The organism is Pseudomonas sp. 05N36 (assembly GCF_056397385.1).
Window position 1 is genome coordinate 1 of record NZ_JBFTNH010000019.1, and the last position, 25,056, is coordinate 25,056.

A 25,056-nucleotide genomic window follows, 5' to 3' on the forward strand; every position below is an offset into this window, starting at 1 on the left:
TTGGCCCATCCCAGAGGCTGTAAAAACAGCATTGACGTGTTCCAGGTCGCGACTGATGCGACACGCAGCATTTGCCTTGCGATCGTTCAGCCAAGAACGTCGATGGTCCAAGACGATGAGGCCATGAGCGTTTTTACACACTCTGGGCCGTTAACTGCCTGCCAGGAACTGCCATAAGCGCCCCATTCATGGCTTGAAGGTCGCCTGTTGCTCACGTCCCCAGGGCCTGATCCGCGCTTTTTCGCCTCACCTGCCACTTTCGCCACAATCGGCGTGGACCTAAAGTCAGGGGCGCACCTTCAGGGGACTTCCAGTCATGTACAGCTCGCTTGCCATACCGAGCACCGCTCGCCAATTGCATGACCGGATCTATGCTGGCGAGATCATTCGCTTCACTGACCTGCAGCCCATGACGGCGCTGGTGGAATATACGCGTGCGCTGCTCGAAGACGCGCTGCATCCCTGGTCGCCGCAAGAGATCCATCGCCATTTGAGCCACCCTGAGCAGACTGAGTGCTTTGCGAAAATTCAGAACGACTTCGCAGGTTCGGCTGAGGTCCGGCAGCGCTGGCAGGACGTCGTGCAAAGTCTTGGCATCGCCCCCGATACCCTGGCGTGCGATCGCCTGCATTTGCGTTTTCAGCCGCATTGCGAGCCAGGGCAGTCGACGCAGCGTGCCCGCACGACGGCCACCATCGCGTTTCACCGCGATACCTGGGGGTCGAATATCTATGCACAAACCAACTGGTGGGCACCCGTCTATCCCATCGCGCCAGGGCGTACCTTCGCCTTGTATCCAGGCCTCTGGCATCGACCGCTGGGTAATTCGAGTGCAGATTTCGATATGCGCGCCATTTTGCAGCGATCCCATCGAGACGGCCGCAATGCCGTGGACGCCGACGAAGCCATTCCGCATCTGCTGGAAGCGATCGATCCGCAGGAGGGGATTGCCGTCGATATCGCTCCGGGGAGCCTGATCGCCTTTTCCGGGGCTCATGCCCATGCCGGCGTCGGCAATAGCACCGGGCTGACACGCATCTCTTTCGAGACCCGATCAATACTGATCGCCGACCTGTTGGCCGGACTGGGAGCGCCCAATGTCGATGGTCACGCGCCGTGGAAGACTCTTGGACTGTTTCGCCGAATGAACGATGCGCAACGCCTGAACGAGATTCTTGGCTGCGGTTTTATCGAGCCCTATCTGCGGCCGGCAGAGCCCTGACGCTGGCGCCGGGGTTGCTTCGAAAAGGGGACACCCATTTTTCCTCTAAATGTCCCGTCCTGAATATGGTTTACACCTGTTTCAGGACTAGACAAAAACTGATCCTGGCTTGGTCACTTTATGGGCGATGCGTTTCAACGCAGGGGCTTGCGATCTTATGGTCCTAACCATGAGCAATCGGCAATGTTTTCAAACCAGTGGGGGTTTGAATGTGTGCCACCAAACAGGGCTTTGAATGTGCTCCCAACCCATGAAGACGAACCGGCCCGGAAAAGTTGATTGCGCTGAGCAACGCCTGGACTTTCTCGGGATCAGGATCAAACACATCCAGCGCCACCAGCGAACACCCCTGGTCCCGCATCGCGCTGGCGGGATGTTGCGCTTGTTCCCATTGAATCAATGTTGGCGCTGATCCATTCAGCGGCAGGTGGCCATCGGCAGGAATGGTGATCTGCCAGGACAACGTACCTCGGGTCATGGGTTCGGGTTCCCCGATAATGGCGCGGCAGGCTTCGCTCATTGCGTGGATGTCGTCGGTGCGTGCAACCCAGGTCGCCAGGCATTGCGGCGTATCAGCGGCCAATTGGTCCATGCCGAACCAGCGTGGCCGGTCCGGGCGATTGGCGGACGGGTCCACGGCAATCACTTCCAGATAAGTCTCCGGGCCAAGGCGCAGCAACCGATTATGAGTGCCCATGCGCGGATGCACCCCGCCCGGTTGAAGCTCCACGCCGAGTGCGTTGGTGACGAAGGCACAGCCGGTGTCGAGGTCGGGGGCGACGATGGCGAGGTGGTCAAGGGTGGTTTTCATGCGCCGTGAACCTCCGGATATCTTTTATTAACGAGGTGGAAATAGTAACAACAGATTCACCATGACGTTACGTTGACTGGTTGAGCGCGCCGTCCCCTTTTTCTCAAAATCATCGAGTTTTTGAAATCACACCACTCATGTATTGATTCAAATCGCGAAAATCCTTAACGCTCCAAGCGTGTGGCGGAATCTTTACACCATTCTCTCGCAAGGTTCTTGGAATCAAGTCTCCATTTGGACGAAGTATTATCGATGACACAATAACGCCCGGATAATCATTTAGTCTTTTTTTGAAAGCCGATGTTGTAAGGTCGGGTGGAGGAGGATTGATTTTATTAGCCAATGGTCCTGTTCCTTTGATATCTACTCCGTGACACATGACGCATCTCTGTAAATAGAGATTTTTCCCATTGGCATTATCCGCGAAGGATAGTGGTGTTTGAATTAGCGATAAAGTTACTAGCGAGGCGATGAATGATATTTTCATTAACATGTGGGTTTTGTCTCGTCCGTGAATGCTAGAAGGTGTCTCTGCTGAGCTGGCTTTAGTTTATCCGAAGCTGCTGTGCCATAAGGCAAGTAGTTCTGGGCTCGGTAGCTCCTGGCCGATTCTTGCCCGTCCCAACTGACCGAAACCCACCCCTCCAAAGCGGCCTCCCAAGCATCCGCAAATCAAAGTGCACCAAACCAAGAGGCCGGCCCCCTTCAAGCCCTGACCCAAAACCGTTACATCACCTGACTCCCCACTGCCAGCTTGCTCAGCAACCACTCACTAAAACTCCGCGCCATCGGATTGTTCTCACTATCACGATGAGTCAACAACGCCCAGTTGGGGCCGCGAATCGTCTCCTCAACCAACGGCTGCAACAGCCCATTGGCGCGCGCTGGCTGACTCAATAACTGGCTGACCAGGGCGATGCCGAGCCCCGCGCACGCGGCGTCCAGCAGCAGGCCGGGGTCGGAGAAGTTCAGCCCTTGATCCTTCTGGCCTACATCGATGCCAGCCTCCACTGCCCAGTGGCTCCAGTCCATTTCCCGCTCGCCATGCAGGGTGGTGCGCTGGGCGCTGGGCACTGCCAAGAGGCTGGGGTGGCACGCCGGGTAAAGGCGGTCGGCGTGTAGCACCTTGAAGCTGCATTCGGCCTGGGAGCTGATGTCGTCTCGCACGGCGAGGTCGATGGTTTGGGTTGTCATGTCCGGGACTTCATCGGTACTGAAAATCCACAGATCAACTTCCGGGTGCTGGCGGCGGAAGTCTTCCAGGCGTGGCAGTAGCCAGTGACGGGCGAACGCCGGGGTGGTGTTGAGGACGAGCTGATTGGGTTTTTGGTACTGCCCAAGGCGACGAATGCCGACGGCCAATTGCTGCAGCAGTGCCTGGGTGGTGCTGAGCAAGTCGTGACCGGCATCGGTCAGACTGACGCTGCGGCCACTGCGAAAGAACAAGGGTTGTTCCAGGTACGCCTCGAGGCTGCGAATCTGCTGGCTGATCGCCGATTGGGTGAGGTGCAACTCTTCGGCGGCCTTGTGGAAACTGCCCAGCCGGGCGGCGGCTTCAAAGCCGCGAAGGGTGCCGAGCGGCGGCCAGTGTTTGAGCATGCTGATAAGTTCCTCTAATCATTTGTCTACAAAATCCATCGTTTGTTTGCCCGTTTTTGCAACCGTAGCATGCATGCCAAGACCGCATAGGCAGTTTTCATTGAACACAATGACTTAACTTAAAGGTGCTTGTCATGCAGCAGAATGAAATTCAAAACAAGGGTTGGTGGATGCCGGCGGAATGGGTCAGGCACGCCGCAACCTGGATGGTTTGGCCGCACAACCAGGCGCTCTGGGAGTCGGGTTGGGGTGTCACCTTGGTGCAGGTGCAAGAGGATTTCGCTCGTGTGGCCAACGCCATTGCCCGTTTTGAACCGGTGAAGATGGTCGTTGATCCTTCTGCTGTCGCGAGTGCCAAAGCGTTGTGCGGGCCCAACATCGAACTGATCGAGCTGGCGGTGAACGACAGCTGGTGCCGGGACTCCGGCCCGAGCTTCGTCTGCCACCCGCAACAGGGGCTGGCCGGTGTGAGCTGGCGCTTCAACGCGTGGGGCGGGAAGTCGGCCCATGACCTGGACGAAAGCCTGGCTCGCCGTGCACTCAATCACTTGGGCTTGGCGTGCTTCGGTACTCCGTTGAGTAACGAAGGTGGGGCCATTCATGTGGACGGCGAGGGCACGCTGATCACCACCGAGTCGGTATTGCTCAACCCCAATCGCAACCCGGGCATGAGCAAGGCCGAGATGGAGGAGATATTCGCGCGTCTGCTCGGCGTGAAGAAGACCGTCTGGCTGCCGGGCGATCCCGACCATGTGACCGGCGACATGACCGACGGCCATGTCGATGGCGTGTGCGCTTTCGCCCGCCCTGGTGTGTTGCTGGTGGACGCCACTCACGACAAGCACTCGGTGTATGCCGAGGTGGTACGCGAAAACCGTCGCGCGTTGGCGCTGGCAACCGATGCCCACGGTCGACCGTTCGAGCTGATCGACCTGTATGAAGCCACTGATGCCGTGGACACCGAGGCCGAAGTGTTTTGTGCCTCCTACACCAATTTCTACATCGCCAACAACGCCGTCATCATGCCGGCCTATGGCATCGATGCCGACAACGTGGCTGCCGAAGTGTTGGCTCAGGCGTTCCCCGGACGCGAGGTGGTGCCGGTGCGGATCAATCATCTGGCCCATGGCGGCGGCGGGGTGCATTGCATCACTCAGCAACAGCCGGCCTGGCCACTGAAGGGGTAATGCCATGACCATTTTGACGGTTGCTACCACCCAAATGCCCTGCACCTGGGATCTGAAACACAACCTTGATCAGGCCGAGCAATTGGTACGTGAGGCGGCGGCGAAGGGCGCCCAGGTCATCCTGCTGCAGGAGCTGTTTGCCACACCGTATTTCTGCATCGAGCAACATCACAAACACCTGGCACTGGCTGAGGAATATCAGCACAGCGCCGTGCTAAAACGCTTTGCCGCGCTGGCCAGGGAGTTGGGTGTGGTGCTGCCGCTGAGCTGGTTCGAAAAGGCCGGCAATGCCTACTTCAATTCATTAAGCGTGGCCGATGCCGATGGGCAATTGCTGGGGGTGTATCGCAAGACGCACATCCCCAACGCCATCGGTTATCAGGAGAAGGAATACTTCAGCCCCGGCGATACCGGCTTTCGTGTCTGGGACACTGCGTTCGGGCGTATCGGTGTGGGCATTTGTTGGGATCAGTGGTTCCCCGAGACCGCTCGCTGCCTGGCGTTGATGGGCGCCGAAGTCTTGCTGTTTCCCACGGCCATTGGCTCTGAGCCTGGCTGCGCCGCACTGGACTCACGTGACCACTGGCAGATGACCATGCGCGGCCATGCCGCCGCAAACCTCCTGCCGGTGGTGGCCGCCAACCGCATCGGCCGAGAAGTGGCGACCACCGATCCGACGCTGCAGATGAACTTCTATGGCTCGTCCTTTATCTGCAACCACAAGGGCAAGCTCCTCGCCGAAGCCGACCGTGACAGCCTGGGTGTGCTGGTACACAGCCTGGACTTGTCCGCCATGCGCGAAGAGCGCTTGACCTGGGGCATCTACCGCGACCGCCGTCCTGACATGTACGGGGCGCTGTTAAGCCTGGATGGTCGTCACATTAATGCTCGCTGGAATACTCAAGGGGTTTGACATGAACGTGACCAAAAAGCTGTTGCTCTGCTCCTTGGGATTGGCGCTAAGCGGTGCCTTGTCGTCGGTGCAGGCGGAGGAGAAGACCCTGAGGTTGTACAACTGGGCCGATTACTTCGCCGAGGACACCCTGTCCAGATTCACCGCCGAAACCGGGATCAAGGTGATCTACGACGTCATGGATGGCAGTGAGACACTGGAAGCCAAGCTGATGGCCGGCGGCAGTGGTTATGACCTGATCTTTCCGGGCGACACTGTTGGTGAGCGTCTGATGCACGCCGGCAGTTTGCAGCCGCTGGACAAGTCAAAGCTCACCGCCCTGGATGACATCGAGCCGGGTTTGCAGAAACTACGGACGCATTATCTCTACTCGAGCAAGGCCACCGTCCCCTATACGTGGGGCACCATCGGCCTGACCTACAACGCCGAACAGATCAAAAAGCGCATGCCGGATGCGCCGGTGAATAGCCTGGACATGCTGTTCAAGCCGGAACTGGCCGCCAAATTTGCGGACTGCGGTATTTCCCTGATCGATTCGCCAGACGAAGTGCTGGCGGTCGCACTCAATTACCTCGGTCGTGAGCCGCGTAGCGCCAAGCCGGAGGACTTGGCAGCAGCCAGTGAACTCTTGCTCAAACTGCGGCCGTACATCCGCAAGTTCCAGTCGCAACCGGTGACCGATCTGGTGAACGGCAACCTGTGCCTGTCGCTCGGTTACAGCGGCGATATGACCCAGGCGCAACGGGCTGCAGATGCCGCTGGCAAGAAAACCACGTTCCAGTACCACATCCCGCGCGAGGGCACCACGGTGTGGATGGACACCATGGCGATCCCCGTCGACGCCAGGCACCCAGAGTACGCCTATGCATTCATCAACTTCGTCATGCGCCCGGAGAACATGGCCGCCATCACTAACTTCACCGGTTACCCCACCTCCAACGCCAAGGCACGGCCGAGTGTCGACGCAATGATGCGAAACAACCCGGATATCTACCTCGATGACGCCACTTACCAACGACTGATCCCGGGCAAAGACATTCCCCAGGCGGATATGCGTGCGCGCATGCGGGCATGGACCAAATTCAAGACAGCTTCCGCAAAATGAACGGAGAGTTACGCATGTCGACACGTCGTGAGTTCATCAAGCAGGTTTCGGTGGTTGCCAGTCTGGGCGCAGCCGCGTCCATGGGACTGGGCCTGAATGCTCCCCGGGTGCAAGCAGCCGTCAAGGGCAGCTGGCATATGCCGGATGAGGGCGAAAAACATCGGCGGGCCTTTATCGCCTTTGGTGCACAGGAGGCCATCCACGAGGACTTCACGCCTGACGTGCAAGATGCCTTGGGCCGGATCGCCCGCACCATTGCCAACCATGAGCCGGTGACCGTGTTCTGCCGCGAGAGCGAGCGGGATCTGGCTGAAGAAAAGTGTGGTACGAGCAACATCACCTTTGTTGTCACGGAGCTGGACGATATCTGGATGCGCGATATCGGAGCCAATCTCGTCATCGATGGCGAAGGCGGGCTCGGCGCGGTGGATTTCAACTTCAACGGCTGGGGCAACAAACAGCAGCATGCCGATGATGCGCAGATTGCCGCTTCGGTCGCCCGGACAGCTGACGCCAGCTACATGCGCAGCCGGCTGGTGGGCGAGGGTGGCGCTATCGAAGTCGATGGCCACGGCACGGGGATCATGACCGAAAGTAGCTGGATCAATAGCAACCGCAATCCCGGCTGGAGCAAGGCAGACGTAGAGGCAGAACTGAAAGCCAGACTGGGTTTGCGCAAAATCATCTGGCTGCCGGGCATCAAAGGCAAGGACATCACCGACGCCCACGTCGACTTCTATGCCCGCTTCGTCAAGCCGGGTGTGGTGATCGCCAACCTCGACAACGACCCCGAATCCTATGACCACGCAGTGACGCTTGCCCATCTGGACATTCTCAGGAAGGCCTCCGATGCCGATGGCCGCACGCTGCACGTGCACACCGTGTCGCCTCCGCTCAATCCACGAAAGAGCCGGTTCAGCAAAAACAACCCAGACTTCGCGCCGGGTTATATCAACTACTTCGTGATCAATGGCGCGGTCATTGCCCCCGAGTTCGGTGACAAGGCGGCAGATACCCAAGCCTTTGACCTGTTGTCCGAGCTCTACCCAGACCGTGTGGTGGTTCAGCTCAACATCGATGCCATCGCCGCCGGTGGTGGTGGGATCCACTGTGTGACCAGTCACCAGCCTTATGGATAGTTGCTGATATTTCAAAGCAGACCCCGTCTGAGTTGTCTGCTTTCTCACTCATCAAATGTGCGGTTAGTAAGGTATCTGCTCTGTTCAGGCTGCCCAGCGTAGCCCGGCGACACTCAGCAGGATCAAGCCGATCCAGACGAGCCGCCAGAAGGAAACCCCATCGCCCAACCAATACATGCCGACGATGGCTGTGCCGGCAGCGCCGATGCCGGTCCAGATCGCATAGGCGGTTCCTACAGGCAGGACACGCAACGCCATCGTCAACAAACACAAACTGCCGGCCAATACGACGACGGTGCCGACCAGCAGCCAGGGCCGTTCAAGACCATTTGCAGATTTCAACCCCACCGCAAAGGCGATCTCCAGAAGTCCGGCAACGATCAACAGTAACCACGAAGTGTTGTAAGTCATTCGATGAAACCTTTATGGGCAAAAAAAAGCGAGCCGGTGAAGGCTCGCCAAAGGGAGGTAAACGGTCAGTTGGCCAACAGTTTGCCGCTGAGCAGGCTAATCAGGGTTTTCACCATCAGCACGGTCAGTGCCACAGTGAGGAACAGCAGAATCACAGCAGCGATGAGCATCAGCAGGGCGTTGTCCTGGACATGTGCATATTTCAGCGCCGCATTGCTCAAGGCCGCGATGGGAAAGCTGATTGCCCACCACGAAGGCGCAAAGGGCACATCGCGACGGAACACTTTGAAACTCAACACCACGAACAGGAACAGGCCGAAGTAGAACAACACACTGGCAAACCGGTCGATCTCGCCGAACACGTTGGTGTATGCCAGGAAACCTACTTCAAACGGTGCAATCAGGACCATCAGCGAAGGCACCATACCTTTGGCCATCGCTGCCTGATGCACCAGCCGCGAAAAGATCCGGGTGAAGAAAACCAGTGCCAGCACCGCACCCACGGCGAGGGCGAAAAGGTTGAATTCCGCGGCCCAAGCCATAGGCATGTGCGCACCGGTTACCGCTATATCGAGGGTGGCGACACCGGGTATCAGCCAGGCAGGTACGGCATTCAACGAATCCTGATTGCCCGACAACAGACGGGAAACCACGAGGCCAGCAAGCAACACGGTCAATACGCTGCCCAGTATCCAGAGAGCCAGTCCAAGCAACTGGCTGTGTGGCGCCGCGACTGCCGAAAGCAGCAACAATGCGATGGTGACGGTGCCAAAAAAGTTGCTGGCGATTGGATGGTTGAACTCGGCCCTTACCGCTTCAGGGTGTTTCACCCATTTGGTCAGGTAACTTAGGGTCAGCAACACGAATACCAGGCCGGCCAGCGCGCCAATCGCTTCTCCCAACACGCCGCCGATGCCGTAATACTGACCGCTCAAGCGCCATGCCAGTCCCAGGCCAGCCAAACCCATGACTGAACCGAACAGATTGATGGGCAGGTTTTTGATCGACGTCGTGCCGCGTGGTATCGATTGCTCAACTGCGATGGAGGGGGTGTATGCAGAGTTCATGGCAGTCTCCCGTTTGACTGAATTTGCCGTTTGAGATATTTTCAGCCAAACGACCTTTGGCTGAAATGCTCTTGAGGCGACGTATTCAGCCAATGATTCGACGAGGACAGACATCATGCGCATAACCCTTCTGGCATTCCCCCGCGTGCAGCTGCTGGACGTCATCGGCCCGGCAGACGTCTTTGCTGAAGCGGCCCGGCAGCTCGGCAATCCGCGCGCCTACCGGGTCGAAGTCATCGGTACTGACAAGGGGATGATCAAAGGCTCAAGCGGTTTGAAACTCGGTATCGACGAAACCTTCGAAACCTACAAAGGCAAGATTGACACGTTGCTTGTGGCCGGCAGCCCACACATCGACGAAATTGCCCTTGACCCCGCACTGCAAGATTGGCTGCGCAGGCAGGCGAAATCCGTGCGCCGTATCGGTTCGGTCTGTAGCGGCGCTTTCTTGCTTGCCGCCGCTGGCCTGCTCGATGGGCGCCGTGTCACCACTCACTGGAATTCCAGCGCAAAACTCGCCAGGGAACATCCGCAAACCCACGTCGAGCCCGACAGCATCTTTATCAAGGACGGAAATATCTACACCTCGGCAGGGGTCACGGCGGGTATGGACCTGGCTTTGGCGCTGGTCGAAGAGGATCACGGCAGGGAACTGGCGCTCAGTGTCGCTCGTGAAATGGTGATGTTCTTCAAGCGACCTGGCGGGCAATCGCAGTTCAGCGCCCAATTGGCAGCGCAAACGGCCGAACGCAGCGTGATCAGAGACGTGCAGGACTATGTGGTGGAACATTTGAAGGCAGACTTGAGCGTACCCGTCCTGGCCGTACGCGCCGGCATGAGCGAGCGCAACTTCGCTCGTACCTTCAAGGCGGAAGCCGGCTCGACCCCGGCAGAGTTTGTCGAACTTGCCCGCATAGATGCAGCCAGGCGGCTAATCGAAGATTCGGACGTATCACTCAAGCGCTTGGCCGATACCGTCGGCTATGCCAATACGGACGGGTTCAGAAGGGCGTTCATGCGGCGTCTCGGGGTTGCTCCGAGTGATTATCGAAAGCGGTTTTCATCCGTGTGAGGTCGTAGGGGCCCTGAATCGCCAAGGGCAGCAATCGACCCAATACAGTGTCGAGTCTGGTGACAGAGAAGTAAGTCTGTCCCCATTTCATTTTTATGGTGCCCGAAAATCTTGATCAAGTGTTCGCTTTTGGGTGATTGCTGCCTGTCGCGAAAGACAGCTATCAACCCAAAATGGTCACTGGGACTGTGGCCAATGATCCTGAATTTCATACCATGGCGCCTTGGATGCCACCTCTATATGTTTCTGCTTGTCGGAAGTGAACGTGGAGTCCAGAGTGCCCATCGCTATCGAGATCCACTCGGCGTACTCACCTTGGCTTCTTGACCAGAACAGCGACGAACCGCACTCGGCGCAGAACTGGCGAAGTACTGATTCAGAGGATTGATACGACTTGATGCCGTTGGCGCCTTGTACGAGATGCAGGTCGCTACGCAACACGCTGCCATAGCTGGCAAACGCTGCGCCATGGCTTTTTCGGCATTGGCTGCAATGGCAGTGAGAAAGGGCTTTTGGTCGTGACCGAATTTCGTATTTGACGGCGCCGCAAAGGCAGCTGCCCTGAAAGATCTCGGTCATATAGGACGTCGTTTGATAATGAAGACGGCAATTTAACCTGTGAGCAGTTTCGGTGTCGACCGACTGCTCTTGGCCCGATTGCTACCTATCGAGAAAGGCCGCAATCAGCCTGGAGGCTAATCACGACCTCGCCATCAGCGCTTGCTGAAGGCCAGCCCGGCTGCGAACAGCACAAAGACCATGCCTGTGGTGTGATCCATCCACTTGATCACTTTCTCACGCCGCAGAACGCCGGCAAGGGATTGAGTCGCGCCAATCAACGTCGAAGACCATATCAAGCCCAGCACCACATGAATGCTGACCAAACCAAATGTCCAGGCAACCAGGCTGTGTCCGTGGGGGATAAATTGAGGGAGAAAAGAGACGTAGAAAATGCCGATTTTGGGATTGAGGACGTTCCCCATCATGCCCTTCAGGAACCAGTTTGCATTTGGCTTGCCGTCATCTTCGACGGGCGACAGTGAGCTACGCGGGCGCAGCAACATGTTCAATCCGAGCCATGCCAGATAAGCGGCGCCGCAGTATTTCAACAGGCTGTACGCCAGCTCCGATACCGCAATCAGAGCACCCAGGCCAAAGGCGACAGCGGCGCCCCACAGTAAGCAGCCAGCATTGATACCCAGCGCAGCGCGAAACGCCTGTTGCTTACCTTCCACCGTTGCGGTTCTCAAAACCAGAGCAGTATCGAGGCCGGGCGTCAGCGTTAGCAGAGTGGCTGCGAAGGTAAAGGCGAGGAGGTTATCAGCAATAGACATCGGCGTATGACTTCAAGGTGATGACGCGCGAACGTTAGCACATGGCGGGTTGTCTTCTGCGACTACACGATCTTCCAGTCTTTTTACGAACGCTTCGGCTTCTGCCAGACAGCTTGGTCTGGTGCCTGTTGCATTGAAAATAGAGAGTGGGTGTCATCTTGGCGTCATCGAACCAATGGCAAGATCCTCGCAAACCGTCTTGAGCGCTCAGCAGTGCTCCGCCTGATGGCTGATGAATGTGCGAGGAATACCCGTATGAAAGGAGACGCCTCCCTGTTTGCGGCCATTGACCTGGGTTCCAATGCGTTTCGCATGATGATTGGCCAGTCGGTCAAACGGAACCAGCAGTTCGTTATCCAGGAAGTGAAAACCCTGCGTGAGCCTGTCCGTCTGGCGGAGGGATTTCAGGGCGGGTCGCTGAACGAATTGGCGCTGGATCGGGGATGGCAGGCACTCGCGCGATTTGGCAAAAAGTTACGTGGCTTTGAGGCCGGTCGTGTACGTGCGGTGGCGACCAGTGCCGTGCGCGAAGCCGATAATGCTCAATTGTTTCTGGGCAGTGCGGAGCGGCATTTAGGTTTTCGTATTGATGTCATCTCCGGGCATGAAGAGGCCCAACTGGTGTACGCCGGTGTTGCCCACACGATACCGGGTACAGAGAGCATGCGACTGGTCGTGGACATCGGCGGTGGCTCCACTGAATTGATTCTGGGGCAGGGTGCTCACCCCCTGTTGACCGAGAGCATTGCCATCGGCAGCGGCACCTTTGGTGCACATTACTTTCACGGCGGTGGTATCACGGCTCAGGCGCTCCTCGAGGCTGAGCGGGTGGCCACTCTACAGTTTGAAAAAGTTGCACGTCGTTATCGCGCACTCGGTTGGCAGCAGACTATCGGCTCTTCAGGTACCGCAAGGATGCTGGCCAAAGTGCTCAAGGCCAACGGATTGAACGACTATGGCCAAAGCGGTATCACCTACGGTGGTCTGTTGCGTCTGTCATTGCGTCTGCTGGAAGTGGGGCATGTGAAACGACTCAAATTGGCGGGCTTGCCAACCCATCGCCTGAGCGCCTTGCCCGGCGGCCTGGTGCTGATGCTGGCGGCGTTCAAGGTATTGGGTATCGCGCATATGACTCCGTCCGAGCCAGGTTTAAGGTTCGGCGTTCTTCATGGCCTGATGCGTAAGTACTAATCCCCCGACGCGATTACACACTTATGAATAGCCAATGCCTTACATCTTGCATGGTTAAATGCGGACATACTTTCCACTTGGGTTTGATAGCTTAAAGCCATCCAGCGGCATGCCCAATAAGCAAAACCGCGCAGACAAGACACGGAGGTCTGGCAGTCGTCATTCATTGATGACCGTTTCTGTCAGGGACAAGGATCTGAAGCTGACGACCACTATCCATGTCCTCCATCACCATACGTTCGAGCCCGCCTGCCACTTGACGGCCCGCATTGCTCGACGCGTGCGGCGCGTACCGGTGTTTTTCCAGATGCCCGGTTTCACGGCAAACAGGGCGGCGCGGAAAACCACTCAGCACAATGGATTCCGGAAACCATTTAATAAACGGGGCGAACTCCGAAAAGCCAGACGAGTAGGAACTTATATATGGAGATATATCGTATGTCGGCTCAAGAAAATCTCGTTGGCGGATGGACTCCTTATCACGAACTGACTCCAAAGGATCAGGAAGTATTCGATGAAGCCCTGGCCGGGCTCGTGGGTGTGCACTACACCGCCGAGCTGGTTTCGACCCAGGTCGTTAACGGCACCAACTATCGTTATCAGGCGAAAGCAACGCAGCCTGGTTCGCCAAACAGCTGGCAAGCGGTCGTGGAAATTTACGCGCCGATTAACGGCAAGCCGTATGTCACCCAGATCATCCGGATCTAAGTAAGTATCAACCCCGTCGTGTCGCGCACGGATTGCGCGACCCGACGTCTACCGGGAGGATTACGGACACTCCTGGCGGCAGGTGCCAAACTCCAGGCAATAATCTCGACGAAGCCTGTGCTTGCTACGCACAGATCCTGAACGCCAGGATCTCCAGAACGCTCGTCTGGGAGCGAGGTGGTCTGCACGTGCGCTACGCGATTGCGCTGATCGGTCAAGAGCGTTTCATGTTGGAAACGGTGTAGGCAAACTGGTCCTGAGCAAAGGTCATGGGAGTTGAAAGGCACGCAAGCACTCCAATGATCAAGTAGATAATCGGTTTCATGTCTCGGGCCCTCTGTACCGAGATATCATTTTACATCCGAATAAACGAATTCCCCCCCTTGTCTCGGCACGCCCCTATCTAGCGCTTCTGGCCGCTTTCTTCTGGTGGCCGTATATCCCGAAACAGGCTCAGCAGCAGTAAGTCGTAGGTGATCTTCAAACCACCCGCGATCACCAATGGCCAACCAAACGTCGATAAGCCCAGCAAATAACCAGCGAGCAGTGGGCTCAACGCCGACGCCAGGCTTCGTGGGACTGTCGTGATGCTGGCCGCCGCTGCGCGCTCCCCACGTGGCACGATTGCCATGATGTAGGAGCTACGGGTCGGCACATCCATTTGCGACAACGCGCTGCGTGCAAGCAGCAGGATGATTGCCAGGCTCAATGTTGGCATCAGAGGAATGAGGATCAGGAACAGGCTGGAGGGTAAGTGGGTAAACACCATCGTATTCACGAGTCCAAACCGATCGGCTATGCGATTCGCTGCCAGATATGAAAACGCCGTCAATACTCCGGTCCAGAAAAAAATCTCGCCTGCGACCGTGGTGGAAAGCTGAAATTTCTGGAAAAGCCACAAGGCGATCATCGATTGCACCACGAAGCCACCCCCGAACGCATCCAGGCTAAACAAGGCAGCGAGGGTATAAACGACCCGCTTCGATTTTTGTAACGGTGCCGCCGGCGCCTTGTGCTCGTCCGTGCCGATCGCCTGAGGTAGCGTGGAGTAAATCAGCGCCGATGCCAGTCCTAATAAGCCGTAAAGGAGAAACATCGCTTGTAGCGCTTTCTTCCTGTCGAGCCCGGATGTCGCGACTATCCAATCAGGCGCCCCTGCGACCAGCGCCCCCAATGCGGCAGCCAACGCAGCGATCAGACTATAGCGGGCAAACACCGCCGTCCGCTGACGTTCGTCCACCAAGCCGGAAAGCACGGCGTGCTCTAGCGGCAAGAATACGCTGACGTCGCCGCTGGACGGATTCAATGTCCCGACGATGGCAATCACCAGCAAAGGCCAGAAATCGGTGACAGTCGCAAAACCAAAACCGGTTCCCGTCATGAGCAGCGAGGCCATCAGCAGCAACAGACGGTAGGTAAAACGATGAGCATAGAGGCCAACCAGGAGCGTCAATACACCTGAGCCTAACAACGTGCCGGTGGCGATCATCCCGACTTGAAGCGGCTGCATGCCCAATGCCAGCAAATACAGTGGCAGCAGTAAGCTGACGTAACCGTCGGCGAATGCCCGCAAGCCTCGCACGCATAGCAGGCGGGAAAGGACTGGCGAGTTCACTTGACCCGGCGTGAAGGGCATTTTCCGACCGTGCCGCAGATCCAGCCGGTAGGCGCCAGCCCCTTAACGTTTGCGTCCAGACTTTCCGTTGCAGCCAGAGCATGGGATGCAGTGCAAATAAGGCTGGTTGCAATGATCATGGATTTCATCTGATTCACCTGAAACTCCGCAAGGCAAGCCGGACCGTGTCGAACAGCGACGTTGTGTCTATTGCTCAGGTTCACCTCACCCGCTGGGCGGCCTCGATACGACTGGGAAAAGGGGACACATTTCCAAAGAGTCGGCTGCCTTGGTAAATGGACCTGCTTCGACGACCCGGGCAAACACGCGAATGGCTAAAAGTTGGTTCATGCTCGGTTGTGCCCAGTGAGGTGAGTTCGGTCACAGTTTAGTGTGTCAGGGCCTGAAAACCGAACGGACACCCTTACTGTTCCCGTATCGGAAAAAACAGATCGAAACAGGTCACGCCATTTTCGCTGGTGACGCTGTAGCGGCCACTGTGCAACTGCATGATCGTGGCGACGATCGAAAGCCCCAGGCCATTGGACTGGGCCGAGCGCTCGCGTGATGGATCAACTCGGTAGAAACGCTCGAATAATCTCGGAAGGTGTTCCGCCGGGATGGTGGTTCCGTAGTTGCGCACGCGCAGATTGATGCCGTCCTCGGATGGAGTGGCCTGGATCAACAGTTCGGAATGAGGTGCGCCATATTTGATCGCATTGGCGCACAGGTTGGCCAAGGCGCGGCGTAGCAGCATGGGCTCGGCCCAGATAAGGCCGTCGCCTTCCGCGCGGATGGTCATGTCGACGTCTGCGGCCAGGCCTTCAAAGTAATCGGCTACGCGTTCCAGCTCGTCGGCGGCGCCCAGTTCCTGGCGCTGATCACGAGCGCTACCTGGATCGGTACGAGCAAGGAACAGGATGTTGTCGAGCATGTGTGCCAGGCGTTCGAGTTCTTCGACGTTGGAGGCGAGCAACTGCTGGTAATGCTCCACGCTGCGGTTCTTATGCATGGCGACCTGGATTTCGCCCAGCAAGTTGTTGATGGGCGTGCGCAGTTCGTGGGCCATGTCGGTCGAGACCTGGCTCAGTTGCGCAAAACCCTTGGCGAGTCGCTCAAGCATGGTGTTGAACGAGTCGATCATCGGCAGCAACTCTTTCGGGGCGCCTTGGCTGTCGAGTCGCTCTGTCAGGTTGCCAATGCCGATACCGTGGGCTTGCTGCGCCAGGCGTCTGACGGGCAACAATCCGCGGTGAACCAGGGCGTATCCCGCCAGCGCCAGGACAATTGCCGCGAGGCTGGCGAGGATGTAAACGCTGAGACGATAGCTGGCGAGTACGGCGGTTCGTTCGGTCATCAGGCAGCCAACGGTCAGTTTCAGCGTACCCGAGTCGATACTCGCGGAGATGGCCGCGAAGGGGGTTCCGTTCACGGCGGGTAGATGCTGTACATCGGTCAGTGACAGGGATTGCTCCATGGCCACGGGCGTGAGGTCGGGAATATCGATATGCCGGGGATTGACCTGCAGTAACGGGGCTTCCCCCGGAACACCAATCGTGAGGATGTACTCGCGATTGCCCAGCATGTTCTGAAACAGCACAGGTTTGGTCTTGATCAGATCCAGCGTATTGCTGCCATTGAGAAAATTACGCAGCTGATCGATGCGGTAGACCAGCGTGGACTCGTCGCGTCGTATCAGTTCGCGCTCAAGATCGCGGTACAGTGCGACGCCGGTGGTGGCCAGCAGGGCGAAGGCCAGCAAGGCGAACACTACGGCCAGACGCAGGGTGAGGGAGTAATGGCGACGGTTCATGGTTGCGTATCGAAGCGGTAGCCAATGCCCCGCACACTGTGGATCAGCTTCAGCTGGAAAGGGTCGTCGATTTTCAGGCGCAGGCGTCGCACCGCCACATCGACCACGTTGGTGTCGCTGTCAAAGTTCATGTCCCAGACCCGGGAGGCGATCAGTGAACGCGACAGCACCTGATCCTGATGCGTGGCGAACAGGTGCAACAAGGCAAACTCTTTATTTGTCAGTGTCACTCGCACGCCGGCGCGGGTGACGCGGCGTTTGATGACATCGATCTGCAGGTCGGCGATCTGCAGTTGCTCTTCTTCCCGGGTCGGACCCCGACGGGTCAGGGTGCGCAGGCGTGCGACCAGTTCGGCGAAAGAAAAGGGTTTGATCAGGTAGTCGTCGGCCCCCAGCTCCAGGCCTTTGATTCGGTCGGCGATGTCATCGCGCGCGGTCAGGAACAGTACCGGCGTATCGGCTTCCTTGCGCAGTCGGCGCAGTACTTCCCAGCCGTCCATTTTCGGCATCATCACATCCAGCACGATGACGTCGAAAGGCGTTTCCAGGGCCAGGTATAAACCCTCGATGCCATCGCGGGCCAGGCTGACGGAGTATCCCTGCTCCTGCAGGCCATTGAGTAAGTAATTGCCCGCCTTGGGCTCGTCTTCCACGACAAGGATGTTCATGAGAATGACCTTGGTTCGGTGTCGGCCTTCAACCCAAAAGTACGGGTCTGAACGCCGAGAGCAGGTCGCGCAATTTTAGCCCAATCATCAGGTTTTGTTGCGTATTGCCTGCTCCCGGACAGTCATGTGTATACCGCATCCCATCAGTTTCCGTTGGTGCAACGTCCTTGAACCGAATAGTCCAGCACATGTTCCTGACCCTGATGATCCAGGTAATCGAGACGGGCTGGAGTGACGTCACATTGGTCCGGAATTTCAGTCATGGACAGGACTTTCGCGACATCCAGGTGGACGAAGAAACCGGTCCTGTCGTGGATCACCGCCGAGGTGTCGCTGGTACCGGCGAAGGCTGAACCGGTGGCGAGGAGGGTGGCGAGTCCGAGCGTTAACAGTTTCATGGCAGTATCTCCTTGTCTGAAGTGGGCTGCCTGTTGTTTGGCAGTGAGTTCAAGGTAACAAGGCAACTCCAACAGCCGACCAACAGCACAATGACAAAGTTGTAATGCAAGGGCGGGTTACTGAGGCGATTGAAGCGAGAAGTTGCATCGAGAACTATCCTTACCTCTCCAGAGGAGGATGGCGATGAAGTACATGATCAGCTGGTTCGAACGGCCACAAGGTTCGCCTGCAGAGTACGAGAGTGCGCAGAAGCGGATCCTGGAGGTGTTCGGTCAATGGAAGGCCCCGGACAATTTCAAGATCGAGGTGTTTGTCGTGCGCGTGGGCGAGTGGGGTGGACACATGCTGGTGGAGTGCGACGATCCGCTGGCGGTTCACAAGGTTTGCTCGACGTTTCCTGCCTTCGAGTTCCAGGCGCGCCCGGTGGTTGCCGTCGAGGACGCGGTCCGGGTCGAACTCGAAGCAATCGCCTGGCGCGATGGCCTGAAACCCCAGTGATGCAGATTATCCTGGAGTTATCGAAGAGCGGGCGCATCGCCCGCTGAGCTTTGATCAATCAACCACCTTGCGGCGGGCCACTGACGCCGACGGACGCGCCGCCGTTGATCACCAGTTGAGTGACTGCGCCGAGCGCCTCCATATGCAAGTGGAGTGCAACCGTAGGAAATTCCTCTCGAAATGATTTGAGTGCATCTACCACGCGCTCAGCGGGAAGCATCACATCCAGTACCACATGAACTTCAGCCTCGACGCCCGCCGTCGCTGAGCCAATGGCGCCGCAGTGGCTGAACGCGTGCGGCGCCTCTCAGGTTGATCTTTCGAAATAATCCGAGGATTCACCATGAAAGCCTTTATCCCGTTGTCGTTGCCCTACACACCGGGCGCCGGACGCGGAATTGGCGAAGGCGCATGGCGTTTCAGCGAAAAACTTCGCCACTCGGGCGGATGGCGGGCAGCTCACGACCATCGCCGACTGCACACACTTCAATTTGTAGAGAGAGCATCCTGTTTTGGCATGAAGAAACGGGCAAATAGTTCGGATTGTGATTTGATATTTAATTTGGCGTAAATATTACGGCGGTGCACTTTTATCGTTTCTGTCGACAGGGAAAGTTTTCCGGCTATCTCTTTGTTGGAGAAGCCACTCAGTAGCAATTTGAGTACGTCATTTTCGCGTGTTGTTATTTGTGCTCCAAGCGGGGTAATCGTTTCTGGCCATACCGGTGGCTCGGTGAGATTTTTTTCTACGTCAATCTCAAAACACATACGCTGGTGCATTAATGCAATGACCCATGGCTTGATAATGTCAAGTAGTGTTATTTGTTCTTGATTGAAGTGGATGTTGCTGCCAAGGGACATGCATAACGTTCTGTCGGCGTCGAGCTGGACATTGTATTGCGCTTCATCAACAGAAATGTACTGTGCGAAATATTGATGATAGTACTCGGTTTTAAGGAAGTGCTCCGGTGCAATATCCAGCAGATGAAAGAAGCCGCTCTGCGGGTTTTCTCGATTGGCTATATAAAATGGGTCCAGCAGATAAAGCCCTTTCACATAGCGATGAGTGAATGCGTCGATTTCTTCGATATCGGCTACTTCAGGAAGGCTGATAACGTGTACGTGTTGATTGCTGAAGATTAATACAACCCAGTTATCGATTTGCACATATTCATTTAATGTGCGAATCAGCGAGCTCCAGAATTCTGGACGGTTCAACTGCATGATCAGCTTTCCAATCGATCGGTGCCAGGCCAGGCTATGAAGGTCGAGTGGCATTGTCTACCCCTTTAGGGTTAGGGATTCGTAGGTCAGAGGTAAGTATTCGTAGGTATTTACTATTCGCTAATGCCCGGTATATTCACTGTCAGGGCTTAGGATGGCCATGAGGGCACATCGTCTTGACAAGGATAGTTGCATGAGAAAATCACCTTTGCGAAGCATTTTTTCAGCCTCGCTTCTCTGTGTAGGGATCAGCACATCAGTGGCGGCTGTAGAGCCTGGAATGTATCTGTATAACTGGTTCGGGTTTATCGCACCGGAGACCCCAAAGGAGTTTGAGCAGGAAACCGGTACCAGAATGCAGATGGATGCGTTCGACAGTGCCGAAATCATGCAGAGTAAGGTAATGGCTGGGCGCACGGGGTATGACGTGGTGGTGGCTACCTCCAATGTGTTGCCAAGCCTGATCCAGGCGGGAGTCCTTCAGCCCCTGGATCGTAATCAACTGAGTAACTTGTCACATATCGATCCTGAGATCTTGTCCCAAGTCGCGGTCAATGATCCTGGTAATCGCTACGCTGTGCCCTATTTATGGGGCACTACCGGCATTGGCTATGACGTTGATAAAGTCAAAGCGGCATTGGGTGATGATGCTCCGGTGAATAGCTGGGATCTGATCTTCAAAGAAGAAAACATCAGCAAACTCCAGTCGTGTGGTGTGGCAATGCTCGACTCTCCCAGTGAGATCGTTTCGATTGCTTTGCATTACCTTGGGCTCCCCAGCAACAGCAAGAACCCGGATGATTACCAGAAAGCACAAGCCCTGCTGTTGAAAATCCGCCCTTACGTCCTCTATTTCGACTCATCCAGAATCGACGCTGACCTGGCGGATGGCAATATTTGTGCGGTTGTGGGATGGGCTAATGGCGCCCTTGCTGCGCAGGCCATAAACGAGAAGGCCAACACTGGACGCAAGATTGCCTACAGCCTTCCTCGCGAGGGCGCGCTGGTGTGGTCGGAAAATCTGGTTCTGCTAAAAAACGCACCTCACCCGAAGGAAGGGTTGGCGTTTATTAATTATATGTTGCGACCAGAAGTTATTGCCAAGACCTCAAACCACACTCTGTACCCTAACGCTAATAAAGATGCCACTGAGTTTGTCGAGCAGAAGCTGGCAGACAATCCTTGGGTTTACCCGGATCAAAAGACGATTGCTTCACTTATTCCACTTGAACCGCTGCCATTGAAGTTGGAGCGTGTCCGCACCCGAGTCTGGAGCAAAGTTAAGACGGGCATTTGATCTGGCTGGGGTGTTGTCTTTGTTGAAACGTTGCTCCTGCTTCCGGCGATAACCAGCATTTATTTGAAATGTTGGTCATCAAGTAGGAAGTAGGGGCTGCCTTTATCAGTCGACTGACTAAAGGGTTGTCACAGCAGTTCCAGGGAAGGAGATAAGTCATGCGCCAAGGTGATTGCCAATGCCACTTGGAGTCGGACGAATACAAAGCCTATAAGGAAATTGAGGAACAGATCGCCCATTGCACGCCCGAACAAGCCTGGGCCATGTATTACGTCTCGGCGGGAGTGGTGCGTCAAAACATCGCCATGGCGGTGACGGAGCACATCGCCAGGGGTAACAAGGCACTGCTGGTTGAGTTCCCCGAACTTGCACCGGCTGCTACGGGTCATGTGTTGCCTGCGCGGTCTCTTGACTGACTTGCATCAGCCCTGAAGGCGCCCGTTCTACAGGTATTGGCCAATCATCCACTGATCTAAATCGAAAGGCCAAACCGATATTCGTGCTCCGTGCCTTCTTGCCGAGAGGCATGTTCGATCGAGAAGCCACACCGTTCCAGTACTTTTGCCGAGCCGATATTGCCAGCGTATACGTTGGCAACCAGTTGTTTAAGGTTCCAATGCAGCTGCGCTTCCCGGATCAGATGCTTCACCGCCAGTGTTGCCAGTCCCTGGCCACACGCGCTTTGAGCAATCCGATAGCCGACTTCTGCCGACCGCTCGGTTATGTCGATGCCTTTCAGGTTCGCTCGACCCACTATATTTTCGTCAGCATCTTCGATGACAAACGGGTGCCAGGTTCCAGCGGCAAAATCGGATAAATAAGCGGCAATATGGTCGGTGACACCTTGCACCGAGTAAAAAGCCGAATCGCGTGCGTCAATGTGGCGCTCAAACCATTCGCGATTGTCCCGTTCAAATGTCAGCAACGCCTCAGTATCAGCACTTTGCAGGGTACGAATTCTGATGGGCTTCATAAGGTTGCTCCTTTTTCTGTCACCGAGGGCAACGCCTTCCGTGTGGTCGCCTGATGGTAAAGGGATGCGGCTTTACTGGCTACCCAAGCGCTTTGAGCAAATGCGGCTAGGCGCATTCACGCCGGTATGGTCGATCCTGTGCCTACCGTACTTCCCGGAGCCTTTATCCAGTGTCTGACATGCCGACCAACGCCGCCTATGCGAAACGCTTCAACGCCGTACTCGCCTACATTGACGCCAACCTCGAAGGTGTCCTTTCGGTGAAGACGTTGAGCCGTGTGGCGAATTTTTCGGAATTTCACTTCCATCGGCAATTCACCGCGTTTGTGGGCGTACCGGTCTCACGTTATGTGCAACTGATGCGGCTGCGACGCGCGGCGCATTGCCTGGCCTCCCTTGCGGATCATTCGGTGCTGGACGCCGCACTCGGTGCCGGTTTTGAGAGTCCCGAGGCATTTTCCAGGGCGTTCAGGCGGGCGTTCGGTATGACGCCGAGTGCGTTCAGGAAGCAACCGAACTGGCAGGTCTGGGGGGCGGTGTTTGCAATTCCTCATTTTTCCAGGAGCATCATCATGCAGGTACGAATCGTGGAGTTTTCCGAGGTCAGGGTCGCAGCGCTTGAGCACTGCGGGCCAACCGGGCTCATCAATGAGAGCGTGCGCAAGTTCATCGAGTGGCGTACGCAGAGCGGGCAGTCGCCGGTGGCATCGAGTCGCACCTTTGGCATTCCCTACGGCAACCCCGATACGACACCGCCGGAAGAGTTCCGCTTCGCCATGTGCGGCGAGATTCACGAGGCCGTGGCGCCGAATGCGTTTGGCGTGCGCGAACTCGTCATTCCTGGCGGCCGCTGCGTGGTGGTGCGGCACGTGGGCTCGACGGATCATATCGGCGAAACGATCTATCCGATCTACCGCGACTGGCTTCCTGGCAGCGGTGAGGAGCTTCGTGACCATCCGCTGTACTTCGATTACCTGAGCGTCTATCCCGAGACACCGCACGATCAGTGGCAGACCGATATTTATATTCCGTTGCAATAGCGGTTGTGGCGCACGTTGCTTTCGACCCGGTGCTGTCGCTGGGCTATTGAGTCAGAGGCGGGCCCCTGTTTCAGGGCTCCGCTGAATGGCGACTCTCTCACCGCTTCGAAGCAACGCAAGCAGGCTCTGGCGTGGAAGAAAGATGGCCAATAGCTTTCATTTCAGTCATTTGTACCGTTCGAAGGCGTTTATACTGCGCGGGCTTTTGATCAATATGCGCTCTACCGCCCGGGTACTCATTTGAAACGCGACCTTCGACTTGCCACTTTGCTGATCTCCCTGGTGTGTGTATCCGTGGTGGTGCTGACTGTCTGGCAGATCTGGACAGCCCGTGAGAACACCCTGAGTGACATCGAAACCGACACGTTGAATTTGACCAATGCACTCAACACGTACACCGAGGGCACGTTCAAGCAAAGTGAAGTGGTACTGCTGGGGCTGACGGACAGGATCGAGAAAGACGGGACCGGCCCGCAGCAGCTCGAACGCCTGAAAGTGCTGGTCGCTCAGGAGATGGGTGCACTGAAGCAATTGAACAGCGTTGCGCTGTATGACGCTCAGGGGGACTGGATATTCTCGACCAACAAGCATGTCTCACCCAACAGCAACCACGCTGATCGAGCGTTCTTCAAGCATCACCGTGACAATCCGGACCGCGGCATCTTCATCGGTCCGGCGATTCTCAGTCGTGCCACCGGCGTCTGGGTGATTTCGATCAGTCGACGCATCGATCATCCGGACGGGAGTTTTGCCGGGGTGATCGCCGCCACCTTGAGTCTCGAGCACTTCCTCAAGCTCTATCGAACCATGTCCGTTGGGCAGTATGGCGCGATCAGCCTGACCTCATCCGAAGGGCGTCTTCTTGTGCGGTATCCCTTCCAGGAGCAGGACATCGGGCGTGATCTGTCTCGTGCACCGATATTTTCCGAGTACCTGCGCAAGATGTCGTCGGGTACCGTGGACTTTGTTTCAAACGTCGATGGCATCCATCGAATCTACGCGTTCACCAGAAGCGATCAGTATCCCCTCGTCACGACGGTCGCGGTGGGCCAGGACGAGGCCATGCAAGCGTGGTGGAGCCAGACCAGGCAATCGGTTGCGGTGGTGATGGTGTTGCTGGGACTCCTGATTACGCTTGGGCGCAGATTGATTGCCGATATCAGTCATCGTATTCGGGCAGAGGCAGAGCTGCGAACCACCCAGACTACGCTGATCGAGCTTAACCAGACGCTGGAAGTTCTCGCCAGCGAGGACAAGCTGACCGGTCTTGCCAATCGCCGGCATTTCGATCAGTTTCTGGATATCGAGTTCAAGCGCGCCAAGCGCCAGCGAAGTCCTTTGTCGCTGATCCTGATCGATGTGGATTTTTTCAAGCGTTACAACGATCACTATGGGCATCTCGCCGGAGATGAATGCCTGCGCATCATCAGCCAGTCGATCAAGCAGTGCGTGCGCCGTCCAGCGGACATGACCGCCCGCTACGGCGGTGAAGAAATCGCTGTGGTGATGCCCAACACAGACGAGTCGGGTGCCCGCTCGGTTGCCGAGGCCATTCTCCTCGGCATTGCACAGGCGCGACTTGAACACCTGTCGAGCCCTTTCGGTAGCGTGACCGCCAGCCTGGGGCTGGCGACTTTTACCGCCTACGATAGCGAGCATGATGAAAAGGCCCTGATCGATCTGGCCGACCGCGCACTGTATTTGGCCAAGTCGCAGGGCAGAAATCGCCTGAGTGTCGCCGCTGTTGGCGTGCAAGGTGAATCTGCCTGA

The 25,056-nt window shown here is 56.6% G+C and carries 26 protein-coding genes and 1 pseudogene; 13 read left to right on the top strand and 14 right to left on the bottom strand.

Going from position 1 to position 25,056, the window contains the following annotated elements; genetic code table 11:
- Nucleotides 1-316: 316 nt before the first annotated feature.
- Nucleotides 317-1,222: a hypothetical protein gene (locus AC1DIH_RS21495; protein ID WP_477773200.1), complete on the top strand. Its 906-nt coding sequence runs from the start codon at nucleotides 317-319 to the stop codon at nucleotides 1,220-1,222.
- A gap of 163 nt (nucleotides 1,223-1,385) precedes the next feature.
- On the opposite strand, the gene AC1DIH_RS21500 is transcribed toward AC1DIH_RS21495, so the two are convergent.
- The 3 genes from AC1DIH_RS21500 to AC1DIH_RS21510 all read right to left on the bottom strand — a co-directional run bounded on the left by AC1DIH_RS21500 (nucleotide 1,386) and on the right by AC1DIH_RS21510 (nucleotide 3,632).
- A complete protein-coding gene (locus tag AC1DIH_RS21500) occupies nucleotides 1,386-2,033 on the bottom strand; it encodes a VOC family protein (protein ID WP_477773201.1) in 648 nt (215 codons plus the stop codon).
- A 109-nt stretch (nucleotides 2,034-2,142) separates the two neighbouring features.
- On the bottom strand, nucleotides 2,143-2,520 hold the full coding sequence (locus AC1DIH_RS21505) for a c-type cytochrome (protein WP_477773287.1): 378 nt from the start codon (nucleotides 2,518-2,520) through the stop codon (nucleotides 2,143-2,145).
- 239 nt (nucleotides 2,521-2,759) lie between these two features.
- Nucleotides 2,760-3,632: a LysR substrate-binding domain-containing protein gene (locus AC1DIH_RS21510; protein WP_477773202.1), complete on the bottom strand. Its 873-nt coding sequence runs from the start codon at nucleotides 3,630-3,632 to the stop codon at nucleotides 2,760-2,762.
- 134 nt (nucleotides 3,633-3,766) lie between these two features.
- On the opposite strand from AC1DIH_RS21510, the gene AC1DIH_RS21515 reads away from it, so the two are divergent.
- From AC1DIH_RS21515 to AC1DIH_RS21530, 4 genes are read left to right on the top strand one after another with little or no spacing between them, the layout of a single operon-like run.
- Entirely contained in the window at nucleotides 3,767-4,819 is a 1,053-nt protein-coding gene (locus tag AC1DIH_RS21515; RefSeq protein ID WP_477773203.1) for an agmatine deiminase family protein, read from the top strand.
- Nucleotides 4,820-4,823: 4 nt separating this feature from the next.
- Nucleotides 4,824-5,732, top strand: a complete 909-nt coding sequence (gene aguB, locus AC1DIH_RS21520; RefSeq protein WP_477773204.1) for an N-carbamoylputrescine amidase — start codon at nucleotides 4,824-4,826, stop codon at nucleotides 5,730-5,732.
- Nucleotide 5,733: 1 nt separating this feature from the next.
- The gene (locus AC1DIH_RS21525; RefSeq protein ID WP_477773205.1) at nucleotides 5,734-6,837 is read left to right on the top strand and encodes an extracellular solute-binding protein; all 1,104 of its coding nucleotides are present in this window, start codon (nucleotides 5,734-5,736) and stop codon (nucleotides 6,835-6,837) included.
- Between the two features lie 14 nt (nucleotides 6,838-6,851).
- On the top strand, nucleotides 6,852-7,976 hold the full coding sequence (locus tag AC1DIH_RS21530; protein WP_477773206.1) for an agmatine deiminase family protein: 1,125 nt from the start codon (nucleotides 6,852-6,854) through the stop codon (nucleotides 7,974-7,976).
- Nucleotides 7,977-8,060: 84 nt separating this feature from the next.
- Here the strand turns inward: AC1DIH_RS21530 and AC1DIH_RS21535 are convergent, their stop codons facing one another.
- The gene (locus AC1DIH_RS21535; RefSeq protein WP_477773207.1) at nucleotides 8,061-8,387 is read right to left on the bottom strand and encodes a DMT family transporter; all 327 of its coding nucleotides are present in this window, start codon (nucleotides 8,385-8,387) and stop codon (nucleotides 8,061-8,063) included.
- A 65-nt stretch (nucleotides 8,388-8,452) separates the two neighbouring features.
- Nucleotides 8,453-9,454 carry an SLAC1 anion channel family protein gene (locus AC1DIH_RS21540; protein ID WP_477773208.1) on the bottom strand — a complete coding sequence of 334 codons (1,002 nt, stop codon included), beginning with the start codon at nucleotides 9,452-9,454 and terminating at the stop codon, nucleotides 8,453-8,455.
- A gap of 115 nt (nucleotides 9,455-9,569) precedes the next feature.
- Between AC1DIH_RS21540 and AC1DIH_RS21545 the strand changes: the two genes are divergently transcribed.
- Nucleotides 9,570-10,526: a GlxA family transcriptional regulator gene (locus AC1DIH_RS21545; protein WP_477773209.1), complete on the top strand. Its 957-nt coding sequence runs from the start codon at nucleotides 9,570-9,572 to the stop codon at nucleotides 10,524-10,526.
- 177 nt (nucleotides 10,527-10,703) lie between these two features.
- Here the strand turns inward: AC1DIH_RS21545 and AC1DIH_RS21550 are convergent, their stop codons facing one another.
- Together AC1DIH_RS21550 and AC1DIH_RS21555 are read right to left on the bottom strand one after the other, a co-directional pair.
- Nucleotides 10,704-11,105 (bottom strand): GFA family protein, encoded by a 402-nt coding sequence (locus AC1DIH_RS21550; RefSeq protein WP_477773210.1) that lies wholly within the window; start codon nucleotides 11,103-11,105, stop codon nucleotides 10,704-10,706.
- Between the two features lie 134 nt (nucleotides 11,106-11,239).
- A complete protein-coding gene (locus AC1DIH_RS21555) occupies nucleotides 11,240-11,860 on the bottom strand; it encodes a LysE family translocator (protein WP_477773211.1) in 621 nt (206 codons plus the stop codon).
- A gap of 255 nt (nucleotides 11,861-12,115) precedes the next feature.
- Here AC1DIH_RS21555 and AC1DIH_RS21560 point away from each other — a divergent pair, with 255 nt between their 5' ends.
- Complete coding sequence (locus AC1DIH_RS21560) at nucleotides 12,116-13,051, top strand: Ppx/GppA phosphatase family protein (RefSeq protein WP_477773212.1); 936 nt, start codon at nucleotides 12,116-12,118, stop codon at nucleotides 13,049-13,051.
- A gap of 438 nt (nucleotides 13,052-13,489) precedes the next feature.
- Nucleotides 13,490-13,759, top strand: a complete 270-nt coding sequence (locus AC1DIH_RS21565) for a hypothetical protein (RefSeq protein ID WP_054597405.1) — start codon at nucleotides 13,490-13,492, stop codon at nucleotides 13,757-13,759.
- A gap of 403 nt (nucleotides 13,760-14,162) precedes the next feature.
- Here the strand turns inward: AC1DIH_RS21565 and AC1DIH_RS21570 are convergent, their stop codons facing one another.
- The 4 genes from AC1DIH_RS21570 to AC1DIH_RS21585 all read right to left on the bottom strand — a co-directional run bounded on the left by AC1DIH_RS21570 (nucleotide 14,163) and on the right by AC1DIH_RS21585 (nucleotide 18,253).
- A complete protein-coding gene (locus tag AC1DIH_RS21570; RefSeq protein ID WP_477773213.1) occupies nucleotides 14,163-15,395 on the bottom strand; it encodes an MFS transporter in 1,233 nt (410 codons plus the stop codon).
- A 403-nt stretch (nucleotides 15,396-15,798) separates the two neighbouring features.
- The gene (locus tag AC1DIH_RS21575) at nucleotides 15,799-17,187 is read right to left on the bottom strand and encodes a heavy metal sensor histidine kinase (RefSeq protein WP_477773214.1); all 1,389 of its coding nucleotides are present in this window, start codon (nucleotides 17,185-17,187) and stop codon (nucleotides 15,799-15,801) included.
- Nucleotides 17,184-17,855: a heavy metal response regulator transcription factor gene (locus tag AC1DIH_RS21580; RefSeq protein WP_477773215.1), complete on the bottom strand. Its 672-nt coding sequence runs from the start codon at nucleotides 17,853-17,855 to the stop codon at nucleotides 17,184-17,186. The genes AC1DIH_RS21575 and AC1DIH_RS21580 overlap by 4 nt, the downstream gene beginning before the upstream one ends.
- A 143-nt stretch (nucleotides 17,856-17,998) precedes the next feature.
- The gene (locus tag AC1DIH_RS21585) at nucleotides 17,999-18,253 is read right to left on the bottom strand and encodes a DUF2790 domain-containing protein (RefSeq protein WP_054597996.1); all 255 of its coding nucleotides are present in this window, start codon (nucleotides 18,251-18,253) and stop codon (nucleotides 17,999-18,001) included.
- A gap of 184 nt (nucleotides 18,254-18,437) precedes the next feature.
- Between AC1DIH_RS21585 and AC1DIH_RS21590 the strand changes: the two genes are divergently transcribed.
- Nucleotides 18,438-18,752 carry a DUF3303 domain-containing protein gene (locus AC1DIH_RS21590; protein WP_054597995.1) on the top strand — a complete coding sequence of 105 codons (315 nt, stop codon included), beginning with the start codon at nucleotides 18,438-18,440 and terminating at the stop codon, nucleotides 18,750-18,752.
- Between the two features lie 61 nt (nucleotides 18,753-18,813).
- Here AC1DIH_RS21590 and AC1DIH_RS21595 read toward each other — a convergent pair.
- Together AC1DIH_RS21595 and AC1DIH_RS21600 are read right to left on the bottom strand one after the other, a co-directional pair.
- Nucleotides 18,814-19,008 (bottom strand): annotated as a pseudogene (locus AC1DIH_RS21595) (LysR family transcriptional regulator); the annotation flags it as partial.
- Nucleotides 19,009-19,238: 230 nt separating this feature from the next.
- Nucleotides 19,239-20,030, bottom strand: a complete 792-nt coding sequence (locus AC1DIH_RS21600) for a LuxR C-terminal-related transcriptional regulator (protein ID WP_477773216.1) — start codon at nucleotides 20,028-20,030, stop codon at nucleotides 19,239-19,241.
- Nucleotides 20,031-20,169: 139 nt separating this feature from the next.
- Between AC1DIH_RS21600 and AC1DIH_RS21605 the strand changes: the two genes are divergently transcribed.
- Both AC1DIH_RS21605 and AC1DIH_RS21610 read left to right on the top strand, forming a co-directional pair.
- Entirely contained in the window at nucleotides 20,170-21,273 is a 1,104-nt protein-coding gene (locus AC1DIH_RS21605; RefSeq protein ID WP_477773217.1) for a polyamine ABC transporter substrate-binding protein, read from the top strand.
- A 158-nt stretch (nucleotides 21,274-21,431) separates the two neighbouring features.
- The gene (locus AC1DIH_RS21610) at nucleotides 21,432-21,689 is read left to right on the top strand and encodes a hypothetical protein (protein WP_216741504.1); all 258 of its coding nucleotides are present in this window, start codon (nucleotides 21,432-21,434) and stop codon (nucleotides 21,687-21,689) included.
- Between the two features lie 56 nt (nucleotides 21,690-21,745).
- Here the strand turns inward: AC1DIH_RS21610 and AC1DIH_RS21615 are convergent, their stop codons facing one another.
- On the bottom strand, nucleotides 21,746-22,246 hold the full coding sequence (locus AC1DIH_RS21615) for a GNAT family N-acetyltransferase (protein WP_477773218.1): 501 nt from the start codon (nucleotides 22,244-22,246) through the stop codon (nucleotides 21,746-21,748).
- A 170-nt stretch (nucleotides 22,247-22,416) separates the two neighbouring features.
- Between AC1DIH_RS21615 and AC1DIH_RS21620 the strand changes: the two genes are divergently transcribed.
- Together AC1DIH_RS21620 and AC1DIH_RS21625 are read left to right on the top strand one after the other, a co-directional pair.
- On the top strand, nucleotides 22,417-23,286 hold the full coding sequence (locus AC1DIH_RS21620; RefSeq protein WP_477773219.1) for an AraC family transcriptional regulator: 870 nt from the start codon (nucleotides 22,417-22,419) through the stop codon (nucleotides 23,284-23,286).
- Nucleotides 23,287-23,526: 240 nt separating this feature from the next.
- Entirely contained in the window at nucleotides 23,527-25,056 is a 1,530-nt protein-coding gene (locus AC1DIH_RS21625; protein ID WP_477773220.1) for a sensor domain-containing diguanylate cyclase, read from the top strand.